Annotated in this window: 21 protein-coding genes; 19 read left to right on the forward strand and 2 right to left on the reverse strand. The window is 72.2% G+C overall.

The window, feature by feature from the left end; translation table 11 throughout:
* The first annotated feature begins 97 nt into the window (after positions 1-97).
* The 3 genes from AC5WAM_RS33950 to rpsD all read left to right on the forward strand — a co-directional run bounded on the left by AC5WAM_RS33950 (position 98) and on the right by rpsD (position 3,095).
* A complete protein-coding gene (locus AC5WAM_RS33950) occupies positions 98-739 on the forward strand; it encodes a vitamin K epoxide reductase family protein (RefSeq protein ID WP_366789787.1) in 642 nt (213 codons plus the stop codon).
* A gap of 57 nt (positions 740-796) precedes the next feature.
* Positions 797-2,152 carry a replication-associated recombination protein A gene (locus AC5WAM_RS33955; protein WP_366789788.1) on the forward strand — a complete coding sequence of 452 codons (1,356 nt, stop codon included), beginning with the start codon at positions 797-799 and terminating at the stop codon, positions 2,150-2,152.
* Positions 2,153-2,480: 328 nt separating this feature from the next.
* Entirely contained in the window at positions 2,481-3,095 is a 615-nt protein-coding gene (rpsD, locus tag AC5WAM_RS33960; RefSeq protein ID WP_138958578.1) for a 30S ribosomal protein S4, read from the forward strand.
* A gap of 22 nt (positions 3,096-3,117) precedes the next feature.
* Here the strand turns inward: rpsD and AC5WAM_RS33965 are convergent, their stop codons facing one another.
* Positions 3,118-5,355, reverse strand: coding sequence for an ATP-binding protein (locus AC5WAM_RS33965; protein WP_366789789.1), 2,238 nt, complete (start codon positions 5,353-5,355; stop codon positions 3,118-3,120).
* Between the two features lie 195 nt (positions 5,356-5,550).
* Between AC5WAM_RS33965 and AC5WAM_RS33970 the strand changes: the two genes are divergently transcribed.
* The 14 genes from AC5WAM_RS33970 (at position 5,551) to nusB (ending at position 19,167) form a co-directional block, all read left to right on the forward strand.
* Positions 5,551-5,979, forward strand: coding sequence for a DUF948 domain-containing protein (locus tag AC5WAM_RS33970; protein ID WP_030681106.1), 429 nt, complete (start codon positions 5,551-5,553; stop codon positions 5,977-5,979).
* A 7-nt stretch (positions 5,980-5,986) separates the two neighbouring features.
* The gene (locus tag AC5WAM_RS33975) at positions 5,987-6,340 is read left to right on the forward strand and encodes a DUF6167 family protein (RefSeq protein ID WP_495519855.1); all 354 of its coding nucleotides are present in this window, start codon (positions 5,987-5,989) and stop codon (positions 6,338-6,340) included.
* Positions 6,340-9,012, forward strand: coding sequence for an alanine--tRNA ligase (alaS, locus tag AC5WAM_RS33980; RefSeq protein ID WP_366789790.1), 2,673 nt, complete (start codon positions 6,340-6,342; stop codon positions 9,010-9,012). Before AC5WAM_RS33975 ends, alaS begins: the two co-directional genes overlap by 1 nt.
* Complete coding sequence (gene ruvX, locus AC5WAM_RS33985; RefSeq protein WP_495519856.1) at positions 9,009-9,482, forward strand: Holliday junction resolvase RuvX; 474 nt, start codon at positions 9,009-9,011, stop codon at positions 9,480-9,482. Before alaS ends, ruvX begins: the two co-directional genes overlap by 4 nt.
* A gap of 125 nt (positions 9,483-9,607) precedes the next feature.
* Positions 9,608-11,275 carry an endolytic transglycosylase MltG gene (mltG, locus tag AC5WAM_RS33990; RefSeq protein ID WP_366789792.1) on the forward strand — a complete coding sequence of 556 codons (1,668 nt, stop codon included), beginning with the start codon at positions 9,608-9,610 and terminating at the stop codon, positions 11,273-11,275.
* On the forward strand, positions 11,256-12,098 hold the full coding sequence (locus tag AC5WAM_RS33995) for a shikimate dehydrogenase (protein WP_495519857.1): 843 nt from the start codon (positions 11,256-11,258) through the stop codon (positions 12,096-12,098). The genes mltG and AC5WAM_RS33995 overlap by 20 nt, the downstream gene beginning before the upstream one ends.
* A 148-nt stretch (positions 12,099-12,246) precedes the next feature.
* On the forward strand, positions 12,247-13,431 hold the full coding sequence (gene aroC, locus AC5WAM_RS34000; protein WP_495519858.1) for a chorismate synthase: 1,185 nt from the start codon (positions 12,247-12,249) through the stop codon (positions 13,429-13,431).
* Between the two features lie 53 nt (positions 13,432-13,484).
* Entirely contained in the window at positions 13,485-13,967 is a 483-nt protein-coding gene (locus AC5WAM_RS34005; RefSeq protein WP_495523699.1) for a shikimate kinase, read from the forward strand.
* Positions 13,964-15,055, forward strand: a complete 1,092-nt coding sequence (gene aroB / locus AC5WAM_RS34010) for a 3-dehydroquinate synthase (protein WP_366789795.1) — start codon at positions 13,964-13,966, stop codon at positions 15,053-15,055. The genes AC5WAM_RS34005 and aroB overlap by 4 nt, the downstream gene beginning before the upstream one ends.
* Positions 15,056-15,213: 158 nt before the next feature.
* Entirely contained in the window at positions 15,214-16,266 is a 1,053-nt protein-coding gene (locus AC5WAM_RS34015; RefSeq protein ID WP_495519859.1) for an AAA family ATPase, read from the forward strand.
* Positions 16,267-16,385: 119 nt separating this feature from the next.
* Entirely contained in the window at positions 16,386-16,892 is a 507-nt protein-coding gene (locus tag AC5WAM_RS34020; protein WP_495519860.1) for an excalibur calcium-binding domain-containing protein, read from the forward strand.
* 127 nt (positions 16,893-17,019) lie between these two features.
* Positions 17,020-18,120: a M24 family metallopeptidase gene (locus AC5WAM_RS34025; protein ID WP_366789798.1), complete on the forward strand. Its 1,101-nt coding sequence runs from the start codon at positions 17,020-17,022 to the stop codon at positions 18,118-18,120.
* 46 nt (positions 18,121-18,166) lie between these two features.
* Positions 18,167-18,733 (forward strand): elongation factor P, encoded by a 567-nt coding sequence (efp, locus tag AC5WAM_RS34030; RefSeq protein WP_138958567.1) that lies wholly within the window; start codon positions 18,167-18,169, stop codon positions 18,731-18,733.
* 2 nt (positions 18,734-18,735) lie between these two features.
* Positions 18,736-19,167, forward strand: a complete 432-nt coding sequence (gene nusB, locus AC5WAM_RS34035; RefSeq protein WP_242715527.1) for a transcription antitermination factor NusB — start codon at positions 18,736-18,738, stop codon at positions 19,165-19,167.
* A gap of 182 nt (positions 19,168-19,349) precedes the next feature.
* Here the strand turns inward: nusB and bldD are convergent, their stop codons facing one another.
* Complete coding sequence (gene bldD / locus AC5WAM_RS34040; RefSeq protein WP_016638847.1) at positions 19,350-19,850, reverse strand: transcriptional regulator BldD; 501 nt, start codon at positions 19,848-19,850, stop codon at positions 19,350-19,352.
* A gap of 240 nt (positions 19,851-20,090) precedes the next feature.
* Here bldD and pyrR point away from each other — a divergent pair, with 240 nt between their 5' ends.
* On the forward strand, positions 20,091-20,666 hold the full coding sequence (gene pyrR, locus AC5WAM_RS34045) for a bifunctional pyr operon transcriptional regulator/uracil phosphoribosyltransferase PyrR (RefSeq protein ID WP_030674879.1): 576 nt from the start codon (positions 20,091-20,093) through the stop codon (positions 20,664-20,666).
* A 122-nt stretch (positions 20,667-20,788) separates the two neighbouring features.
* Positions 20,789-21,823, forward strand: coding sequence for an aspartate carbamoyltransferase catalytic subunit (locus AC5WAM_RS34050; protein ID WP_366794090.1), 1,035 nt, complete (start codon positions 20,789-20,791; stop codon positions 21,821-21,823).
* The last annotated feature ends 5 nt before the right edge of the window (positions 21,824-21,828 follow it).

Raw genomic sequence — 21,828 nt, forward strand, 5'->3', positions numbered from 1 at the left:
TTATGTCCACCCGACGGTGGACACACAGGCGCTTGCGGCACAATGACCCTGCCCCGGGCCACCCACGAGCGATGGAAACGGCGTGATGAGCAAACCGATGTCAGTGAAGCAGTCAGCGAAGGACGGCGCCGCTCCGGGCGAGGACCGTGCGGACGTGTCCGGTTCCGTCGGCGGGAGCCGGGCGTTCGCGCTGCTCCTGGTGGTCACGGGTGTGGCGGGGCTGTGGGCTTCGTGGATCATCACGCTCGACAAGTTCGAGCTGTTGAAGGACCCGAACTTCCAGCCCGGGTGCAGCATCAACCCGGTGGTGGCCTGCGGCAGCATCATGAAGAGCGAGCAGGCGGAGGCGTTCGGGTTCCCGAACCCGATGCTGGGGCTCGCGGCCTACGCCGTGGTGATCGGCGTGGGGATGAGCCTGCTGGCCGGGGCGCGGTTCCCGCGGTGGTACTGGCTCACGTTCAACGCGGGCACGCTGTTCGGCGTGGGGTTCTGCACGTGGCTGCAGTTCCAGTCGCTGTACCGGATCAACGCGCTGTGCCTGTGGTGCTGCCTGGCGTGGGTCGCCACGATCCTGATGTTCTGGTACGTGACGTCCTTCAACATCCGCAACGGCTTCCTGGCCGCGCCGCGCTGGCTGAAGGGCTTCTTCGAGGACTTCACCTGGGCGCTGCCGGTCATGCACGTCGGCGTGATCGCCGTACTGATCTTCACGCGCTGGGGCACCGACCTCTGGGCCTGAGCCCGCCCACCGGCGGCCCCGGACCGATTGTCAGTGGGGTGGCATAGGGTTCTCGACGTGGAGCCCGACCTGTTCACCGCCGCAGCAGAGGACCGCCAGGAGAAGGACCCGGCGAGCAGTCCTCTGGCCGTCCGCATGCGCCCGCGCACGATCGACGAAGTCGTCGGCCAGCAGCATCTGCTGCGGCCCGGTTCGCCGCTGCGCCGCCTCGTCGGCGAGGGCAGCGGCGGGCCCGCGGGGCCGTCCTCGGTGTTCCTGTGGGGCCCGCCCGGCATCGGCAAGACGACGTTGGCGTACGTGGTCTCCAAGGCGACGAACAAGCGCTTCGTGGAGCTGTCCGCGATCACCGCGGGCGTCAAGGAGGTCCGCGCGGTCATCGACGGCGCCCGCCGGGCCATGGGCGGCCACGGCAAGGAGACGGTGCTCTTCCTCGACGAGATCCACCGCTTCAGCAAGGCCCAGCAGGACTCCCTGCTCCCCGCCGTCGAGAACCGCTGGGTGACGCTGATCGCGGCGACCACCGAGAATCCGTACTTCTCGGTGATCTCCCCGCTCCTGTCCCGCTCCCTGCTCCTGACCCTGGAGCCGCTCACGGACGACGACCTGCGGGGCCTGCTGCGGCGCGCCCTCACCGAGGAGCGCGGCCTCGGGGGAGCGGTCACCCTGCCCGAGGAGGCCGAGGCGCACCTCCTGCGGATCGCCGGCGGTGACGCGCGCCGGGCCCTGACCGCCCTGGAGGCGGGCGCGGGCGCGGCCCTCGCCAAGGGCGAGCAGGAGATCACGCTCCAGACCCTGGAGGAGTCCGTCGACCGCGCGGCGGTGAAGTACGACCGCGCGGGCGACCAGCACTACGACGTCGCGAGCGCCCTCATCAAGTCCATCCGCGGCTCGGACGTGGACGCGGCCCTGCACTATCTGGCGCGGATGATCGAGGCGGGCGAGGACCCCCGGTTCATCGCCCGCCGCCTGATGATCTCCGCGAGCGAGGACATCGGCCTGGCCGACCCCAATGCCCTGCCCATCGCCGTCGCCGCGGCCCAGGCCGTCGCCATGATCGGCTTCCCCGAGGCCGCGCTGACCCTGAGCCACGCCACCATCGCCCTCGCCCTCGCCCCGAAGTCGAACGCGGCGACGACGGCGATCGGCGCCGCCCTCGAAGACGTCCGCAAGGGCCACGCGGGCCCGGTCCCGCCCCATCTGCGCGACGGTCACTACAAGGGCGCGGCCAAGCTGGGCCACGCCCAGGGCTATGTCTATCCGCACGACCTGCCCGAGGGCATCGCCCCCCAGCAGTACGCCCCGGACGCCCTGAAGGACCGCACGTACTACACCCCCACCCGCCACGGCACCGAGGCGCGCTACGCGGACGCGGTGGAGTGGACCAGGAAACACCTGGGTCGCAAGCGGCCCTGAGCAGCCTGTAGACTTCCCCGAAGTGCTGAGTCCCGTGTCCGGTCCCGTACCGGCACCACCAGAGCGGGACATCCAGCCGGAGATCCGGCCCCCGGGCGGGGATCTCCAGGAGCGTCGCGCACCGTCGAAGGTGTCGCGGGCAGCCCACCACCATCCCCCGAGGGGAAGCGGTCGGTGGGCCACTCGCGTGCTGCACATAGTGCCCAGACCCAGGAGCGGCTGCCGGGTGTGTCCCTCAGGGGCCCGCCGGGTTTCCCGGGCTGCGGATGTGACCTCCCCTAACCCTGGTGAAGCCGATTTCGTACAGAAGAGCAGAGGTGTTTGGTTCATGGCGAACCAGTCCCGCCCCAAGGTCAAGAAGTCGCGTGCCCTCGGCATCGCGCTGACCCCGAAGGCCGTCAAGTACTTCGAGGCCCGCCCCTACCCGCCGGGCGAGCACGGCCGCGGCCGCAAGCAGAACTCGGACTACAAGGTCCGTCTGCTCGAGAAGCAGCGTCTGCGCGCGCAGTACGACGTGTCCGAGCGTCAGCTCGTCCGCGCCTACGAGCGTGCCGCCAAGACCCAGGGCAAGACCGGTGAGGCCCTGGTCATCGAGCTGGAGCGTCGTCTCGACGCCCTGGTCCTGCGTTCGGGCATCGCCCGCACGATCTACCAGGCCCGTCAGATGGTCGTCCACGGCCACATCGAGGTCAACGGCCACAAGGTCGACAAGCCGTCCTTCCGTGTGAAGCCGGACGACGTCGTCATGGTCCGCGAGCGCAGCCGCCAGAAGCCGCTGTTCGAGGTCGCGCGCGAGGGTGGCTTCGCCGCCGACGGCGAGACCCCGCGCTACCTCCAGGTCAACCTGAAGGCCCTGGCCTTCCGCCTGGACCGCGAGCCGAACCGCAAGGAGATCCCCGTGATCTGCGACGAGCAGCTCGTCGTCGAGTACTACGCCCGCTGACCCGGACGTAGCCTCACCTGGCTCAGCCCGCCGTCTCCCCGCCCTTACGGGTCGGGGAGGCGGCGGGTTCGCGCGTGTGGGGGGCCGGTCCTTCGGCCCGTGCCGCGCGCCTGCCGCGCCGCGGCCCCGGGGTCGCGGCGCCGCCCCGGCCGAGCGCCCGCGCCACCGCCGCGTCCGGCGGCAGCAGGGCCCCGGCCCGCAGCTGGGCCTCGTACAGCTCGTCGCCGAGCCGTTCCCTGGCCCGGGCCTCGCACAGCGCGTGCGGGCCGCCGAAGTACTGCGAGCCGAACAGCGGCAGCCCCACCGACGGCCAGATCCGCGAGGCCACGCCCTGGAGCACGGCCGCCTCCGCCGCGTCGCCCTCCGTCGCCGTGAACAGCGCGAGCAGCTCCACCGCGAGGACCGTGCCGAGCAGGTCGTGGAAGGCGTGGTCGAGGTCGAGGCAGCGCGTGACGAGCTCGCGCGCGAGGTCCGGCTCGCCCCGCGTCCACGCCGCGTACCCGAGGACGTACAGCGCGTAGGCCAGCGTCCAGCGCTCGCCGTGGTCCTCGCACACCTGCCGCACGTCCTCGCACAGCGCCACGGCGTCACCGAGCGACCCCTGGAAGGCCAGGGTCATCGCCAGCTCGACCTGCCCCATCAGGACGTTGCTGTTCAGCTCGCCGATGCGCCGGTAGGCGTCGAGGGCCGTGCGCAGCAGCTGCTCCGCGCGCGGCATGTCGTCCGAGACCAGGGCGAGACAGCCCAGGCGGTGCACGGCGTACGCCGCCGCGACGGCGTTGCCGGTGCGCTCGGCGGTGTCCTGGCACTCCTGGAGCGCGCACAGCGCGGGCACCGTGTCGCCCTGCAGGATCGCCACGTAGCCGAGCACCCACAGTGCCTTCAGGCGCGAGTCCTCGTGACCGCCCTCCAGGTCCACGGCCCGGTCCAGCCAGTGCCTGCCCTCCGCGAGCCGTCCGCAGCCCACCCAGCAGAACCACAGGGTGCCCGCGAGGTACTGGCCGAGGTGCGTCTCCTCCGGCTCGGTCAGACAGAACTCCAGGGCGGCCCGCAGATTGGGCAGCTCGCACTCGACGAGCGTGGCGACCTCGGTCTGCCGGGGCGAGAACCAGTCCAGCTCGCACCAGGTGGCCAGGCCCATGTACCAGTCGCGGTGCCTGCGGCGCATCCGCGCGGTGTCCCCGGTCGCCCGCAGCCACTCGGCGCCGTACGCCCTGACGGTGTCGAGCATGCGGTAGCGCACGCCCGTGGGGCTCTCCTCGCGGGTCAGGACCGACTGCGCGAGCAGCTCGTCGACGAGGTCGAGCACCTCCTCGGCGAGCAGCCCGTCGCCGCTGCACACGTACTCGACGGCCTCCAGGTCGAAGGGCCCGGAGAACACCGAGAGCCGGGTCCACAGCAGCCGCTCCTGCGCCGTGCACAGCTCGTGGCTCCAGCCGATCGCCGTACGCAGCGTCTGGTGCCGGGGCAGCAGATCGTGGTGGGCCCCGGTCAGGAGCCGGAAGCGGTCGTCCAGGCGGGCGAGGAGCTGGCCCGGCGAGAGCGCCCGCAGCCGTCCGGCGGCGAGCTCCAGGGCGAGCGGGATGCCGTCCAGGCGGCGGCACAGCTCCAGGACCTCGGCGTGGTGGCCGCCGTCGAGGGCGAAGCCGGGCAGGCAGGCCGCGGCCCGCTCGGCGAACAGGGCCGCCGCGTCCGGCTCCGCCATCGGCGCGAGCGGGAAGACGCGCTCGCCCGCCATGCCCAGGGGCCTGCGTCCGGCGGCGAGGACCCGCAGGCGCGGGCAGCGCACGAGGAGGTCGCGCACCAGGGAGGCGGTGGCCGCCACGAGGTGCTCGAACCCGTCCACCACGAGCAGCAGCTCCCGCCCCGCGAGCCGGTCGAGCAGCACCTGGCGGGGCGAGCGGCTCGTGTGGTCGGTCAGCTCCAGGGCGCCGGCGAGCGTGTGTTCCACGAGGTCGGGGTCGCGCACGGAGTCCAGCTCCACCAGCCAGGCGCCGTCGCGCGGCCGGACGGCGGCGGCCGCCCGCACCGCGAGCCGGGACTTGCCGACGCCGCCGACCCCGGTCACCGTGACCAGCCGGGCGGCCGCCAACGCCTCGGTGAGGGCGGTCAGTTCGGCGCCGCGGCCCACGAAGGCGGTGAGCTCCGCCGGGAGGTTGCCCGCGGGGCCGTCCGCCGCTGGGTCCGGGGGCGGGGACGACGGGCCGGCGGCGGCTGCTGAATCGTTTTGACGGTCGTCGGGGCGCTGAGGGCGTCGCATGGGGTACGGAGCGTACTCACGCGTAAGCGGTACGTACAATCAGCTCGCGTCAGTTCCGTGCAAGCCCCCCGCTCCAAGTGCCGCGTGCGGTAATGCGGTACGGAGCCGGGGCCCCGGCGCGATAGGGTCGGAGCACGACTTTTCGACGTTCGACGACCCTGGAGTCCAGGGCGGTGTCTCAGGGAGCGGTGCACAGTGTCCGGTGGAGAGGTGGCCGGGATCCTGGTGGCCGTCTTCTGGGCGATTCTGGTCTCCTTCCTGGCGGTGGCGCTGGCGAGGCTGGCGCAGACGCTCAGGGCGACCACCAAGCTCGTCGCGGACGTGACCGAGCAGGCGGTGCCGCTCCTGGCCGACGCGTCGACGGCGGTGCGCTCCGCGCAGACCCAGATCGACCGCGTGGACGCCATCGCCTCCGACGTCCAGGAGGTCACGTCGAACGCGTCGGCGCTCTCGACGACCGTGGCCTCCACCTTCGGCGGCCCCCTGGTCAAGGTCGCGGCGTTCGGCTACGGAGTGCGCCGGGCCATCAGCCGTAAGGAAGTGCCCGCCAAGCCGTCCCGTCGTACGGTGATCGTGGGCCGCACCCTCCCGTCGGCACGGCGGGGCAAGCGGAAGAAGGACTGACGCAGCGATGTTCCGACGTACGTTCTGGTTCACCGCGGGCGCGGCCGCCGGCGTCTGGGCCACCACCAAGGTCAACCGCAAGCTGAAGCAGCTCACCCCCGAGAGCCTCGCCGCGCGCGCCGCCGACAAGGCCGTCGAGGCCGGGCACCGGCTCAAGGACTTCGCGCTCGACGTCCGTGACGGCATGGCCGAGCGGGAGGCCGAGCTGGGGGACGCCCTCGGTCTGAACGCCCCGGTCGACCCCGAACTGCCCGCCCAGCGCCGCCTCGCGCTCGTCGAGCCCGCCAGCAAGAAGAACCCCAAGTCCCTCGCGAACACGACGGACACGACGTACTCGTACAACCGGAATGAGGACCACTGATGGAGTCGGCTGAAATCCGTCGCCGCTGGCTGAGCTTCTTCGAGGAGCGTGGGCACAAGGTCGTGCCGTCGGCGTCACTGATCGCGGACGACCCGACGCTGCTCCTCGTCCCCGCGGGCATGGTGCCCTTCAAGCCCTACTTCCTGGGCGAGACCAAGCCGCCCGCCCCGCGCGTCACCAGCGTCCAGAAGTGCGTGCGCACGCCGGACATCGAAGAGGTCGGCAAGACGACCCGGCACGGCACGTTCTTCCAGATGTGCGGCAACTTCTCCTTCGGTGACTACTTCAAGGAAGGCGCGATCAAGCTCGCCTGGGAGCTGCTCACCTCGCCCCAGGACAAGGGCGGTTACGGCCTGGACCCGGAGAAGCTCTGGATCACCGTCTACAAGGAGGACGACGAGGCGGAGCGCATCTGGCGCGACGTGATCGGCGTCCCCGCCGAGCGCATCCAGCGCCTGGGCATGGGCCCGAACTTCTGGTCCATGGGCGTGCCCGGCCCCTGCGGCCCGTGCTCCGAGATCAACTACGACCGCGGTCCGGAGTTCGGCGAGGAGGGCGGCCCGGCCGTCAACGACGAGCGCTACGTGGAGATCTGGAACCTGGTCTTCATGCAGTACGAGCGCGGCGCGGGCCAGGGCAAGGAGGACTTCCCGATCCTCGGCGACCTGCCGTCGAAGAACATCGACACGGGTCTCGGCCTGGAGCGCCTGGCCATGATCCTGCAGGGCGTACAGAACATGTACGAGACCGACACCCTGCGCGTCGTCATCGACAAGGCCACCGAGCTGACCGGCGTGCGCTACGGCGCCGAGCACGGCTCGGACGTCTCGCTGCGCGTGGTCGCCGACCACATGCGCACCTCCGTGATGCTCATCGGCGACGGCGTCACCCCCGGCAACGAGGGCCGCGGCTACGTCCTGCGCCGCATCATGCGCCGCGCCATCCGCAACATGCGCCTGCTCGGCGCCACCGGCCCGGTCGTCGCCGAGCTCGTCGACACGGTCATCAAGACCATGGGCGAGCAGTACCCGGAGCTGCTCACCGACCGCAAGCGCATCGAGACCGTCGCGCTCGCCGAGGAGGCCGCCTTCCTCAAGGCCCTCAAGGGCGGCACGAACATCCTCGACACGGCCGTCAGCGACACCAAGGCCGCCGGTTCCACCGTGCTGCCGGGCGACAAGGCGTTCCTGCTCCACGACACCTGGGGCTTCCCGATCGACCTCACCCTGGAGATGGCCGCCGAGCAGGGCCTGACCGTGGACGAGGACGGCTTCCGCCGCCTGATGAAGGAGCAGCGGGAGCGCGCCAAGGCCGACGCCCAGGCCAAGAAGACCGGCCACGCGGACATGGGCGCCTACCGCGAGATCGCCGACAGCTCCGGCGCCACCGACTTCACCGGCTACAGCCTGACCGAGAACGAGGCCGTGATCGTCGGCCTCCTGGTCAACGGCGCCTCCTCGCCCGCCGCCACCGAGGGCGACGAGGTCGAGGTCGTCCTGGACCGCACCCCGTTCTACGCCGAGGGCGGCGGCCAGATCGGCGACACCGGCCGCATCCGCCTGGACAGCGGTGCCGTCATCGAGGTCCGCGACGTCCAGAAGCCGGTGCCGGGCGTGCACGTCCACAAGGGCGTCGTGCAGGTCGGCGAGGTCACCGTCGGCGCCCCGGTGTGGGCCTCGATCGACTCCCACCGCCGCCGCGCCATCGCCCGCGCCCACTCCGCCACGCACCTCACGCACCAGGCGCTGCGCGACGCCCTCGGCCCGACGGCCGCCCAGGCCGGTTCCGAGAACCAGCCGGGCCGCTTCCGGTTCGACTTCGGCTCGCCGTCCGCCGTGCCGACGGCCGTGATGACGGACGTCGAGCAGCGGATCAACGAGGTCCTCTCCCGCGAGCTGGACGTCCAGGCCGAGGTCATGTCCCTGGACGAGGCCAAGAAGGCGGGCGCCATCGCCGAGTTCGGCGAGAAGTACGGCGAGCGCGTGCGCGTGGTGACCATCGGCGACTTCTCCAAGGAGCTGTGCGGCGGCACCCACGTGCACAACACCGCCCAGCTGGGTCTGGTGAAGCTGCTCGGCGAGTCCTCCATCGGCTCCGGCGTGCGCCGCATCGAGGCCCTGGTCGGCGTGGACGCGTACAACTTCCTGGCCAAGGAGCACACGGTCGTCGCCCAGCTCCAGGAGCTGGTCAAGGGCCGTCCGGAGGAGCTGCCCGAGAAGATCTCCGGCATGCTCGCCAAGCTGAAGGACGCCGAGAAGGAGATCGAGAAGTTCCGCGCGGAGAAGGTCCTCGCGGCCGCCGCCGGTCTCGCCAAGGGCGCCAAGGACGTGGGCGGCATCGCCCTGGTCACCGGCCAGGTCCCGGACGGCACGGGCGCCGACGACCTGCGCAAGCTGGTCCTCGACGTGCGCGGCCGCATCCCCGGCGACCGCCCGGCCGTGGTCGCCCTGTTCACCTCGGCCAACGGCAAGCCCCTCACGGTCATCGCCACCAACGAGGCCGCACGCGAGCGCGGTCTGAAGGCCGGTGACCTGGTCCGCACCGCCGCCAAGACCCTCGGCGGCGGAGGCGGCGGCAAGCCGGACGTCGCCCAGGGCGGTGGCCAGAACGTGGCCGCCGTCGGCGACGCCATCGCCGCCGTCGAGCGTCTCGTCGGCGAAACCGCCCGATGAGCTCCGTCAGACGGGGCCGCCGCCTGGCGATCGACGTCGGGGACGCCCGGATCGGGGTCGCCTCGTGCGACCCCGACGGGATCCTCGCGACGCCGGTGGAGACGGTGCCCGGCCGGGACGTCCCGGCCGCCCACCGCCGCCTTCGCCAGCTCGTGGAGGAGTACGAGCCCATCGAGGTCGTGGTCGGACTCCCTCGCTCCCTCAAGGGGGGCGAGGGCCCGGCCGCCGTCAAGGTCCGCGCCTTCGCCCAGGAGCTCGCCGCCGGGATCGCCCCCGTTCCGGTGAGGCTCGTGGACGAGAGGATGACCACAGTGACGGCCAGTCAGGGACTGCGCGCCTCCGGGGTGAAGTCCAAAAAGGGCAGGTCTGTCATCGATCAGGCCGCGGCGGTCATCATCCTGCAGCAGGCCCTGGAGTCCGAACGGGCGTCAGGCGCGGCTCCGGGCGAGGGCGTCGAAGTGGTCATCTGATCGCGATACGGTAACGTTCCGCGCGGTGTGGCGGCGTTCGAACAGCCGCTACACAGCATCAAGAGGCGGAACGGTTGCCCTGGGTTCCAGACGGCGGCCCCCGCCTCGCGGCTCGTAGGGGATCGATGACTGAGTATGGCCGGGGCCCAGGCTCCGAACCGTGGCATCCGGAGGACCCGTTGTACGGGGACGGCGGATGGGGAGGACAGCAGGCCGCGGACGGCCAGTCCCCCTACGGCGGCCAGGGGCAGTACCATCCGCAGCAGCCGCAGCAGGCCCACCCCCAGCAGCCGTACGGCGAGTGGGACGCGGGCCGGCAGCAGTCCTACGGTCATCAGCAGGGGTACGACCCCCTACAGGCGCAGTACAACGGCGGTGCCCAGCCGCACGACGGCGGCTGGGACGCCGGCGGGCCGGGCCAGGTCCCCTACGGCGGCGACCCGGCCGACCCCTACGGGCAGCAGCAGCCCGCCGCGTACGGCGAGGAGCGCCCGGACTTCTACGGCACGCCCGAGGCGTATCCGCCGCCCGAGCCGCCGGGCCGGCGCCGCCCCGCTCCCGAGCCCGACCACGAGACCGGCTGGGATCCCGGCCCCGACCAGGGCGAGCACGCGTTCTTCGCGGGGGGCGACGAGGACGAGGACCGCGATGACGCGGCCCCCGGCAGCCGGAGCGAGCGGCGCGGCCGCGGCGGCAAGAAACCCAAGAAACGGCGCAGCGGCTGCGCCTGCCTGGTCGTGGCCGCGGTGTTCGCGGGCGGCATCGGCGGGGTCGGGTACTTCGGCTACCAGTTCTACCAGGATCGTTTCGGCACGGCCCCGGACTACTCGGGCGACGGCATCGACGCCAAGGCGACGGTCACGATCAACAAGGGCGCCACCGGCGGCGCCATCGGGCAGGCGCTCAAGGACGCCGGAGTCGTCAAGAGCGTCGACGCCTTCGTCTCCGCGCAGGGCAAGAACCCCGACGGCCAGAAGATCCAGGCGGGCGTCTACACGCTCAAGAAAGAAATGTCGGCCGCCGCCGCCCTCGAATTGATGCTCAGCCCGAAGAGCCGCGCCAACCTCATCATTCCGGAAGGCAAGCGGAATGCGTGGGTGTACAAGCAGATCGACGAGCGGCTCGAACTCGACGAGGGCACCACGAAGAACATCGCCCAGAAGGACTGGAAGCAGCTCGGGCTTCCCCAGTGGGCCGTCGCCAACATGGGCAGCAAGGTCAAGGACCCGCTGGAAGGCTTCCTCTACCCCTCCAGCTATCCGGTCGCCAAGGGCCAGAAGCCCGAGGACGTCCTGAAGAAGATGGTCGCCCAAGCCGCCGAGGAATACGACGAGTTGGGCGTCGAGGGCAAGGCCAAGGAGCTGAAGCTCAAGAACCCGTTCGAGCTCATCACGGTCGCGAGCCTGGTCCAGGCCGAGGGCAAGACCCACGAGGACTTCCGCAAGATGGCCGAGGTCATCTACAACCGGCTCAAGCCCGGCAACATGGAGACGGTCGGCTATCTCCAATTCGACTCGACCTTCAATTACCTGATGGGTCAGAGCAAGATCAAGATCAGCGAGAGCGAGATCAAGACCAACCCCGACCCGTACAACACGTACAAGCACACGGGGCTGCCGCCGGGACCCATCGGAAATCCGGGCGAGGTGGCACTGAAGGCGGCGCTCAATCCGTCGACGGACGGCTGGCTCTACTTCGTCGCCACCGACGGCATGAACAAGACCGAATTCGCCAAGTCCCACGCGGAATTCCTGAAGCTGAAGGAAAAGTTCAATGCGAGCACAGGAGGCTGAGGCCCGGCACCGGGCGGCCGTACTCGGATCGCCCATCGCCCACTCCCTCTCCCCGGTGCTGCACCGCGCCGCGTACCAGGAGCTGGGCCTCGCCGAGTGGCGCTACGACCGCTTCGAGATCGACGAGGCGGCGCTGCCCGGGTTCGTCGAGCGGCTCGGGCCCGCATGGGCGGGGCTCTCGCTCACGATGCCGCTGAAGCGCGCGGTGATGCCGCTGCTCGACGAGGTCAGCGAGACCGCCGCGGCCGTGGAGGCCGTCAACACGGTCGTGCGCACGGACGACGGACGGCTCCTCGGCGACAACACCGACATCCCCGGCATGGTCTCGGCGCTGCGCGAGCGCGGCATCGAGCAGGTGGAGAGCGCCGCGATCCTGGGCGCGGGCGCCACCGCCTCGTCCGCCCTCGCCGCGCTCGCGCGGATCTGCACCGGCGAGGTCGTCGCGTACGTCCGCAGCGCGGAGCGCGCCGCCGAGATGCGGCAGTGGGGCGAGCGGCTCGACGTCGAGGTGCGCACCGCCGACTGGGCGGAGGCCGAGCAGGCCCTCCGGGCGCCGCTGGTCGTCGCCACCACCCCCGCGGGCAGCACGGACGCCCTGTCCCACGCGGTGCCCGAGCGGCCCGCCACGCTCTTCGACGTGCTCTACGACCCGTGGCCCACCGCCCTCGCGGCCCGCTGGTCGGCGTACGGCGGGGCCGTCGTCAGCGGCCTCGACCTGCTCGTGCACCAGGCCGTCCTCCAGGTCGAGCAGATGACGGGGCGTTCGCCCGCGCCCCTGGACGCCATGCGCAGGGCGGGGGAACAGGCGCTGGCCGCGCGCTGAGCCCCGGACCGGACTTGCCCATCCCGCTGTCCGCCGAGTGGACCGGGGCCGGTGCGGGGCGCCGGACGTGGGAGGATCAGGGGAGGCGGGCCAGGCCGCGCACCCGGTCGCGCCGTCGCAGTTCCAGGCGCGAGCAGGAGGAGCACCGTTGAGCAGGTTGCGCTGGCTGACCGCGGGGGAGTCCCACGGCCCCGCACTCGTCGCGACGCTGGAGGGACTTCCCGCCGGCGTGCCGATCACCACGGAGATGGTGGCGGACCACCTGGCCCGGCGGCGCCTCGGCTATGGACGCGGCGCCCGCATGAAGTTCGAGCGTGACGAGGTCACCTTCCTCGGCGGCGTGCGCCACGGCCTGACCATGGGCTCGCCCGTCGCGGTCATGGTGGGCAACACCGAGTGGCCCAAGTGGGAGCAGGTCATGGCGGCCGACCCGGTCGACCCGGCCGAGCTCGCCGAGCTGGCGCGCAACGCGCCGCTGACCCGCCCCCGCCCCGGCCACGCCGACCTCGCGGGCATGCAGAAGTACGGCTTCGACGAGGCCCGGCCCGTCCTGGAGCGCGCCTCCGCCCGCGAGACCGCGGCCCGCGTCGCGCTCGGCGCGGTGGCCCGCTCGTACCTGAAGGAGACGGCCGGGATCGAGATCGTCTCCCACGTCGTGGAGCTGGCGAAGGCCAAGGCCCCCTACGGCGCGTACCCGACGCCCGCCGACGTGGAGCGCCTCGACGCCGACCCGGTGCGCTGCCTGGACGCCGACGCGTCGAAGGCGATGGTCGCCGAGATCGACCAGGCCCACAAGGACGGCGACACCCTCGGCGGCGTCGTCGAGGTGCTCGCCTACGGCGTGCCCGTCGGGCTCGGCTCGCACGTGCACTGGGACCGCCGTCTGGACGCGCGCCTGGCCGCGGCCCTCATGGGCATCCAGGCCATCAAGGGCGTCGAGGTCGGCGACGGCTTCGAGCTCGCCCGGGTGCCCGGCTCGCAGGCGCACGACGAGATCGTCTCCACGGACGACGGCATCCGGCGCACCACCGGCCGCTCCGGCGGCACCGAGGGCGGCCTGACCACCGGCGAGCTGCTGCGCGTACGCGCGGCGATGAAGCCGATCGCGACGGTGCCGCGCGCGCTCGCCACGGTCGACGTGGCCACCGGCGAGGCCACCAAGGCCCACCACCAGCGCTCCGACGTGTGCGCGGTCCCGGCCGCCGGGATCGTCGCCGAGGCCATGGTCGCCCTCGTCCTCGCGGACGCGGTCGCGGAGAAGTTCGGCGGCGACAGCGTGCCGGAGACCCGGCGCAACGTGCGGTCGTACCTCGACCACCTCCAGATCCGGTGAGCGCCCCGGCACCGGAGGGCGCCGGCGCGCCGCGCATCGTGCTCGTCGGGCCCATGGGCTCCGGCAAGTCCACCGTCGGCGGGCTGCTCGCCGAGCGGCTCGGCCTGCCCTACCGGGACACAGACGCGGACATCGTGGCGGCCGAGGGCCGCGAGATCTCCGACATCTTCGTCGAGGACGGCGAGGAGCACTTCCGCGCCCTGGAGCGCGCGGCGGTGCGCGCCGCCGTCGCCGGGCACGAGGGCGTACTCGGCCTCGGCGGCGGCGCGATCCTCGACGAGGGCATCCGGTCGCTGCTGCGCGGCCTGCCCGTCGTCTACCTCTCGATGGACGTCGAGGAGGCGGTGCGCCGCGTCGGCCTCGGCACCGCGCGGCCGCTGCTCGCCGTCAACCCGCGCAAGCAGTGGCGCGAGCTGATGGACGCCCGCCGTCCCCTGTACGAAGAAGTCGCCCGCGCCGTCGTCGCCACCGACGGCCGGACCCCGGAAGAGGTCGTGGAAGCGGTCCTCGACGCCCTGGAGTTGACACAAGCATGAGTGAGGCAGTGACGCGGATCCCCGTCGGCGGCTCGGCGGGCACGGAGCCGTACGAGGTGCTCGTCGGGCGACAGCTGCTCGGTGAGCTCGGCGGCCTGATCGGCGGCTCGGCCAAGCGCGTGGCCGTCATCCACCCCGAGGCGCTCGCCGACACCGGCGAGGCGCTCCGCCAGGACCTGGCCGACCAGGGGTACGAGGCGGTGGCCATCCAGGTGCCCAACGCCGAGGAGGCCAAGACCGCCGAGGTCGCCGCCTACTGCTGGAAGGCGCTCGGCCAGTCCGGCTTCACCCGCACCGATGTGATCGTCGGCGTGGGCGGCGGTGCCACCACCGACGTGGCCGGGTTCGTGGCCGCTACCTGGCTGCGCGGGGTGCGCTGGATCGCGGTCCCCACGACCGTGCTCGCCATGGTGGACGCGGCGGTCGGCGGGAAGACCGGCATCAACACCGCCGAGGGCAAGAACCTGGTGGGCTCCTTCCACCCGCCCGCGGGCGTGCTCTGCGACCTCGCGGCACTGGACTCGCTGCCGGTGCACGACTACGTCTCCGGGCTCGCGGAGATCATCAAGGCCGGGTTCATCGCGGACCCCGCGATCCTCGACCTGATCGAGGCCGACCCGCAGGCGGCCCGCACGCCCGCCGGGCCGCACACCGCCGAGCTGATCGAGCGCTCCATCAGGGTCAAGGCCGATGTCGTCTCCGGCGATCTGAAGGAGTCCGGACGGCGCGAGATCCTGAACTACGGGCACACGCTGGCGCACGCCATCGAAAAGAACGAGCGCTACCAGTGGCGGCACGGCGCGGCCGTCGCCGTCGGCATGCACTTCGCGGCCGAACTCGGCCGCGTGGCCGGCCGGTTGGACGACGAGACGGCGGACCGGCACCGCACGGTCCTGGAGTCCGTGGGGCTGCCCCTGAGCTACCGCTACGACCAGTGGCCCAAGCTCCTGGAGACGATGAAGGTCGACAAGAAGTCCCGTGGCGACCTGCTGCGCTTCATCGTCCTGGACGGCCTCGGCAAGCCGACCGTCCTGGAGGGGCCGGATCCGGCGGTGCTGCTCGCCGCGTACGGCGAGGTCGCCGACTGACCGTTCGCTCCGCCCGCGCGCGGGCGGAGCGAAACAAGCCACGGGCACTTCGGGGCCGCCCCGGCCGTTCACACAACGTCGGCCGGGGGCGGTACCGTTCAATGCGGGTGGCCCCGCCGCCCGTACCAGGTCAGTCGCACGAGACGGAGTGGCACCGGATGCAGCACACCGTGGGGTCTCCGCTGCCGCCGCCCCCTCAGCCGGGGCACGGACCGGCCACCGGCTGGTCGGTGTCCGCCCACCACCCGAGCGCCCCGCAGCCGGGTGCCGTGCCCGTCGGCGCGCCGCACCCCGCGCCCGCGCCGGGCTTCGCGGCCACCGCCTCCGGCCCCGCACCGCACCCTCCGGGCCCGGCGCCCCTGCCGCCCGCCGCCCACGCTCCGGGAGCCCCACAGGCCCCTGGCGCCCCGCACGCACCGGGAGCGCCGCACGCGCCCGGCGGGGCCCCGCACGCGCCCGGAGGCGCTCCACACGCACCCGGGGGAGCGCCGCACGTCCCGGCGGGAGCCCCGCACCCCCACGCCGTCCCGCACGCCGCGCACCACGCCCCGGCGCCGCCCGCGCGCGACACCACGAGCCACATCCAGCTCCCGCCCGGCGGCCCCGTCGCCGTGCCGAGCCCGCCGCCCGGCACGGCCCCCGCCGACACGGGCTCCACGACCCTCGCCGTGCTCCTCATCGGCCCCGCGGGCGCGGGCAAGACCAGCGTCGCCAAGTACTGGGCCGAGCACCGCCGGGTGCCGACGGCCCACATCAGCCTCGACGACGTCCGCGAATGGGTGCGCTCGGGCTTCGCCGACCCCCAGACGGGGTGGAACGACAACTCCGAGGCGCAGTACCGCCTGGCCCGCCGCACCTGCGGCTTCGCCGCGCGGAACTTCCTGGCCAACGGCATCTCCTGCGTCCTCGACGACGCGGTCTTCCCGGACCGCCCGGTGGTCGGCCTCGGCGGCTGGAAGCGGCACGTGGGCCCCGGCCTGCTGCCCGTGGTCCTGCTGCCCGGACTGGAGGTCGTCCTGGAGCGCAACGCCCAGCGCTCGGGCAACCGCCGCCTCACCGACGAGGAGGTGGCCCGCATCCACGGCCGCATGGCCGGCTGGTACGGCTCGGGCCTGCCCATCATCGACAACTCCCAGCTGGACGTCCCCGCCACGGCCCGCGTCCTGGACGAGGTCCTCACCCGCGCCCTCACGAGCCCGCCCCAGTGGTAGACCCGGGCCGCTAGAGGCGCACGGTCACGACTGCGTCACCACCGAGCCGAAGCCCCCGCGCGGCGGCCACCCCGGCGCTACGGTCTGCTCCCAGCGAGTACGACCCCTTGGGGGACGCCATGAGCCATCCGTACGCACCCACGCCCTCGCCCCGGCCCGCGCCGGGATGGGCGCGCAAGCGCTACGTCATCCCCGCCCTGGTCCTCGCCTGCTTCCTCGGCGCGGCCGTGGGAGGCGGCGGGGGCGACGGCGGGTCCACCAGCGCGGCGGCGGGCCCCACCGTCACCGCGACCGAGACCCTCACCAGGACCCGCACCGCGACGCCGACGGCCGAGCCGGAGCCGGCCGAGACCGTCACCGTGCGTGCGACGAAGACGGTCAGGGCCACGGTCACGGCGCGGCCTCCCGCGGCGGGCGGCGGCTCCGCCGACGACGGGACCGGCGGCGCGGGCGGCGGCGACGCGGGCGGTGGCGTGCGCGACGGCGACGTGGGCGGTGGCGGCGGCGTCTCCTACGCCAACTGCGCCGAGGCGCGTGCCGCCGGTGCGGCACCCGTGCACCAGGGCGATCCGGGGTACGGACGGCACCTCGACCGGGACGGCGACGGAGTGGGCTGCGACACCTGAGCGGGCGGACCGGGCGGCAGGGGAGCCCGTCAACCCGGTCCGGCCCCGCCCCTCGTCCGCGCGGCCCTGACGCCCGGTCGGACGCGCTGAACCGGCCCGGACGGGAGCGCGCTCTTAGGCTCGCCCCATGTCAGAGGTGTACGCGGCCCGGCGGGAGCGGGTCAGGGAGCGGTGTGCGGGGGGTGGCGCGGCCCTGGTGTCACGGCCTGCCAACATCCGCTATCTCGCGGGAGCGGCGCCCCAGGGAGCCGCCCTCCTCCTGGGCCGGTCCGAGGACGTCCTGCTGTGCCCACGGCCACCGGGGGAGGAGGACGGTCCCGAGCGGCCCGACGCCGAGCTGCGCACCCGGGTCCTCGACGCACCGGCCGGTGACGCCGCCGTCGCGGCGGCCGGGCAGGCGCAGGCGCAGGGCGCGGAGTCCCTGGCCGTCGAGGAGCACCACCTCAGCGTGGCCCGGCACCGGGCCCTGGCGTCCGTGGCGCCCCGGCTGCGCCTGGTCGACCTCGCGCGCGGCGTGGAGCAGCTGCGCCTGGTCAAGGACGAGGAGGAGATCTCCTGTCTGCGGATCGCGGCGGAGATCGCCGACCAGGCCCTCGGGGAGCTGCTGGAGTCGATCCTGGTGGGCCGCACCGAGCGCCACCTCGCACTGGAGCTGGAGCGGCGGCTCGTCGACCACGGTGCGGACGGCGCGGCCTTCCCGACCTCCGTGGCCACCGGGCCGCACTCCGGGCGCGGCGGCCACCGCCCCACCGACCGGCGCGTCGAGGAGGGCGACTTCCTGTCCGTGTGCCTCGGCGCCGCGTACCGCGGCTATCGCAGCGAGGTCGGGCGGACCTTCGTGATCGGGACCTCGCCCGCGGACTGGCAGATCGAGCTCTACGACGTCGTCTTCGCCGCGCAGCGGGCTGGCCGCGAGGCCCTGACACCCGGCGCCGCCTGCCGCGACGTGGACCGCGCGGCCCGTCACGTCCTGGACGCCGCCGGGTACGCGGAGGGCCTCGCCGCACGCACCGGACACGGCGTCGGGCTCGAAATCGACGAGGACCCGCAGTTGGCGCCCGCAGCCATGGGTAAACTGGACGCTTGCGTGCCGGTCACCGTCGAACCGGGGGTTCACCTCCCGGGCCGGGGCGGGGTCCGGATCGATGACACGCTCGTCGTTCGCTGCGAGGCGGACGGCGGACCCGAGCTACTCACCATCACGACCAAGGAGCTGCTCGCGCTGTAGCGCGTGCGCCGGGGTCGTCCACGTCAGTCCAGGAGATTCCGCAACCGTGGCTTCCACGAACGACCTCAAGAACGGCATGGTGCTCAAGCTCGACGGGGGCCAGCTCTGGTCCGTCGTCGAGTTCCAGCACGTCAAGCCCGGCAAGGGCCCTGCCTTCGTGCGCACCAAGCTGAAGAACGTGCTCTCCGGCAAGGTCGTCGACAAGACGTTCAACGCCGGCGTCAAGGTCGAGACGGCCACTGTCGACAAGCGCGACATGCAGTTCTCGTACATGGACGGCGAGTACTTCGTCTTCATGGACATGGAGACCTACGACCAGCTGCACATCGACAAGAAGGCCGTCGGCGACGCCGCGAACTTCCTGATCGAGGGCTTCACCGCCACGGTCGCGCAGCACGAGGGCGAGGTCCTCTTCGTCGAGCTGCCCGCCGCCGTCGAGCTCACCATCCAGGAGACCGAGCCGGGCGTCCAGGGCGACCGCTCCACCGGCGGCACCAAGCCCGCCATCCTGGAGACCGGCCACCAGATCAACGTGCCGCTCTTCATCACCACCGGCGAGAAGATCAAGGTCGACACCCGCGACAGCGGCTACCTCGGCCGGGTGAACAGCTAACCGTGGCCGCCCGTAATACGGCCCGCAAGCGCGCCTTCCAGATCCTCTTCGAGGCCGACCAGCGTGGCGTCGACGTGCTCACCGTGCTCGCGGACTGGGTGCGTCACTCGCGGAGCGACACCCGGCAGCCGCCGGTGAGCGAGTACACCATGGAGCTCGTCGAGGGCTACCAGGAGCACGCGGCCCGCATCGACGAGCTGATCTCCCAGTACGCGGTGGGATGGACGCTCGACCGCATGCCGGTCGTCGACCGGAACATCCTGCGGCTCGGCGCGTACGAACTGATCTGGGTGGACGGTACGCCCGACGCCGTCGTCCTGGACGAGGCGGTTCAGCTCGCCAAGGAGTTCTCGACCGATGATTCGCCCGCCTTTGTGAATGGGCTGCTCGGTCGCTTCAAGGACCTCAAGCCGAGCCTTCGCCGGGACGCATAGCGACAGTTCGTTTTCGCGGTACCCCGGAGGGCCCGCGGCCAATACGGCCGCGGGCCCTCCGGGGTTTTCCGCGTCAGAGGAAATCCACTGGGCATGACAAAGCCGCCAGGGTGGCCGGAAACCCTCTCTGGGTTTCCGGCCACCCCGGCGGCACGTTTCTGCTGGAATCTCCCTTGACGGGCTCAGACCTCTTCGTGGGCCACGGCGCGGCGCGCGTCCGCGTCCAGGACGCCCCAGCTGATCAGCTGCTCGGTGAGCACCGACGGCGACTGGTCGTAGATGACGGCGAGGGTGCGCAGGTCGTCCTGACGGATGGAGAGGACCTTGCCGTTGTAATCACCGCGCTGCGACTGGATCGTGGCGGCGTACCGCTGGAGCGGGCCTGCCTTCTCGGCGGGGACGTGGGCGAGGCGCTCCAGGTCAAGGACCAGCTTGGGCGGCGGCTCGGCGGCACCGCCGGGCGGTGTGCCCGGAAGCAGTTCCTGCACCGGAACGCCGTAGAAATCCGCCAGCTCGGCGAGGCGCTGCACGGTCACGGCGCGGTCGCCGCGCTCGTACGACCCCACCACGACCGCCTTCCAGCGACCCTGGGACTTCTCCTCGACACCGTGGAGGGAAAGGCCCTGCTGGGTACGGATGGCGCGGAGCTTGGCCCCGAGCTGTTTGGCGTATTCGCTGGACATATAGCTCCCCGGACGCTGTGACAACGTGCGGCTCCGCCGCGCGGCTGGTGACTCACTGTGAGGTTACGCAGCGTTACTTGGCTGCGTCAAGCCGAATGGGTCCGAGGGCCCCTTCCGAGGGGGAGGTGACGGCCCGCGTTGCCGTTGCTGGTACCGTGAAAGACGCTGTAGGCGCCAGATGGCGCAAATTAGACGTCCTTTAAGGTCCGTCCCGTGAGGCGGAGAAGGAGGTCCGTTTTTATGGACACGCATGCCTCCGGTGTGCCGCGGCCCGTTCTCGAAGGCCCGGACATCGCACGGGTGTTGACCCGTATCGCCCACGAAATCGTGGAGCGCGCCAAGGGCGCCGACGACGTCGTTCTGCTCGGCATTCCGACCCGCGGCGTCTTCCTCGGCCGGCGGCTCGCCGCCAAGCTCGAGGAGATCACCGGCCGCAAGGTCCCCGTCGGCTCCCTCGACATCACGATGTACCGCGACGACCTGCGCATGCACCCGCCGCGGGCGCTCGCCCGCACCGAGATCCCCGGTGACGGCATCGACGGCCGCCTGGTCGTCCTGGTCGACGACGTGCTCTTCTCCGGTCGCACCATCCGTGCCGCCCTCGACGCCCTGAACGACATCGGCCGCCCGCGCGCGGTGCAGCTCGCCGTTCTCGTCGACCGCGGTCACCGAGAACTGCCCATCCGCGCCGACTACGTCGGCAAGAACCTCCCGACGTCGCTGCGGGAGACGGTCAAGGTCCAGCTCGCCGAGGAGGACGGCCGCGACGCCGTGCTGCTCGGTGCCAAGCCGACCGCCGCGGCCGGCGAGCAGTAGCCCGCCCCGTACCGGTACCGGACCCGTCGGGTCCGTGCTGGCGCGCGCCCGCGCGCCGCTGCCCGGCCCAGGGACGCCCCCAGGCCTGAAGCACACCTGAAATCCCTTACGGAGCCCACCAGATGATGCGACACCTCATCTCGGCCGCCGACCTCACCCGCGACGACGCCGTCCTCATCCTCGACACCGCCGAGGAGATGGCCCGCGTCGCCGACCGGCCGATCAAGAAACTGCCGACGCTGCGCGGCCGTACCGTGGTCAACCTCTTCTTCGAGGACTCGACCCGCACCCGGATCTCGTTCGAGGCCGCCGAGAAGCGGCTGTCCGCCGACGTGATCAACTTCAGCGCCAAGGGGTCGAGCGTCTCCAAGGGGGAGTCCCTGAAGGACACCGCGCAGACCCTGGAGGCCATGGGTGTCGACGCCGTCGTCATCCGGCACGGGGCCTCCGGCGCGCCGTACACACTCGCGAACTCCGGCTGGGTCGACGCGGCCGTCATCAACGCCGGTGACGGCACCCACCAGCACCCCACGCAGGCCCTGCTCGACGCCTTCACCATGCGCCGCAGGCTCGTCGGCCGCGACCCCGGCCTCGGGCAGGACCTGAGCGGCAGGCGGATCACGATCGTCGGCGACGTGCTGCACAGCCGCGTCGCCCGCTCCAACGTGGACCTGCTGCACACCCTCGGCGCCGAGGTCACCCTCGTCGCCCCGCCCACCCTGGTCCCGGTCGGCGTCGAGCACTGGCCGTGCGAGGTGTCGTACGACCTCGACCGCGTGCTGCCGAAGTCCGACGCCGTGATGATGCTGCGCGTCCAGCGCGAGCGCATGAACGCCGCGTTCTTCCCGACCGAGCGCGAGTACTCGCGCCGCTACGGCCTGGACGGCGACCGCATGGCCAAGATGCCCGACCACGCGATCGTGATGCACCCGGGCCCGATGGTCCGCGGCATGGAGATCACCGCCGAGGTCGCCGACTCCGACCGCTGCACGGTCGTCGAGCAGGTCGCCAACGGCGTCTCCATCCGCATGGCCGTCCTCTATCTGCTGCTCGGCGGCCAGGAGCCCGCCGTCACCCACACCCGCCCGCCCGTCTCCCACCACCACCCTTCCAACGAGCGCTCCGCGCACACCGATTTCGCGGCCGAGGAGAAGTAGACATC

The sequence above is a fragment of the Streptomyces sp. JLYT201 genome (assembly GCF_059448825.1).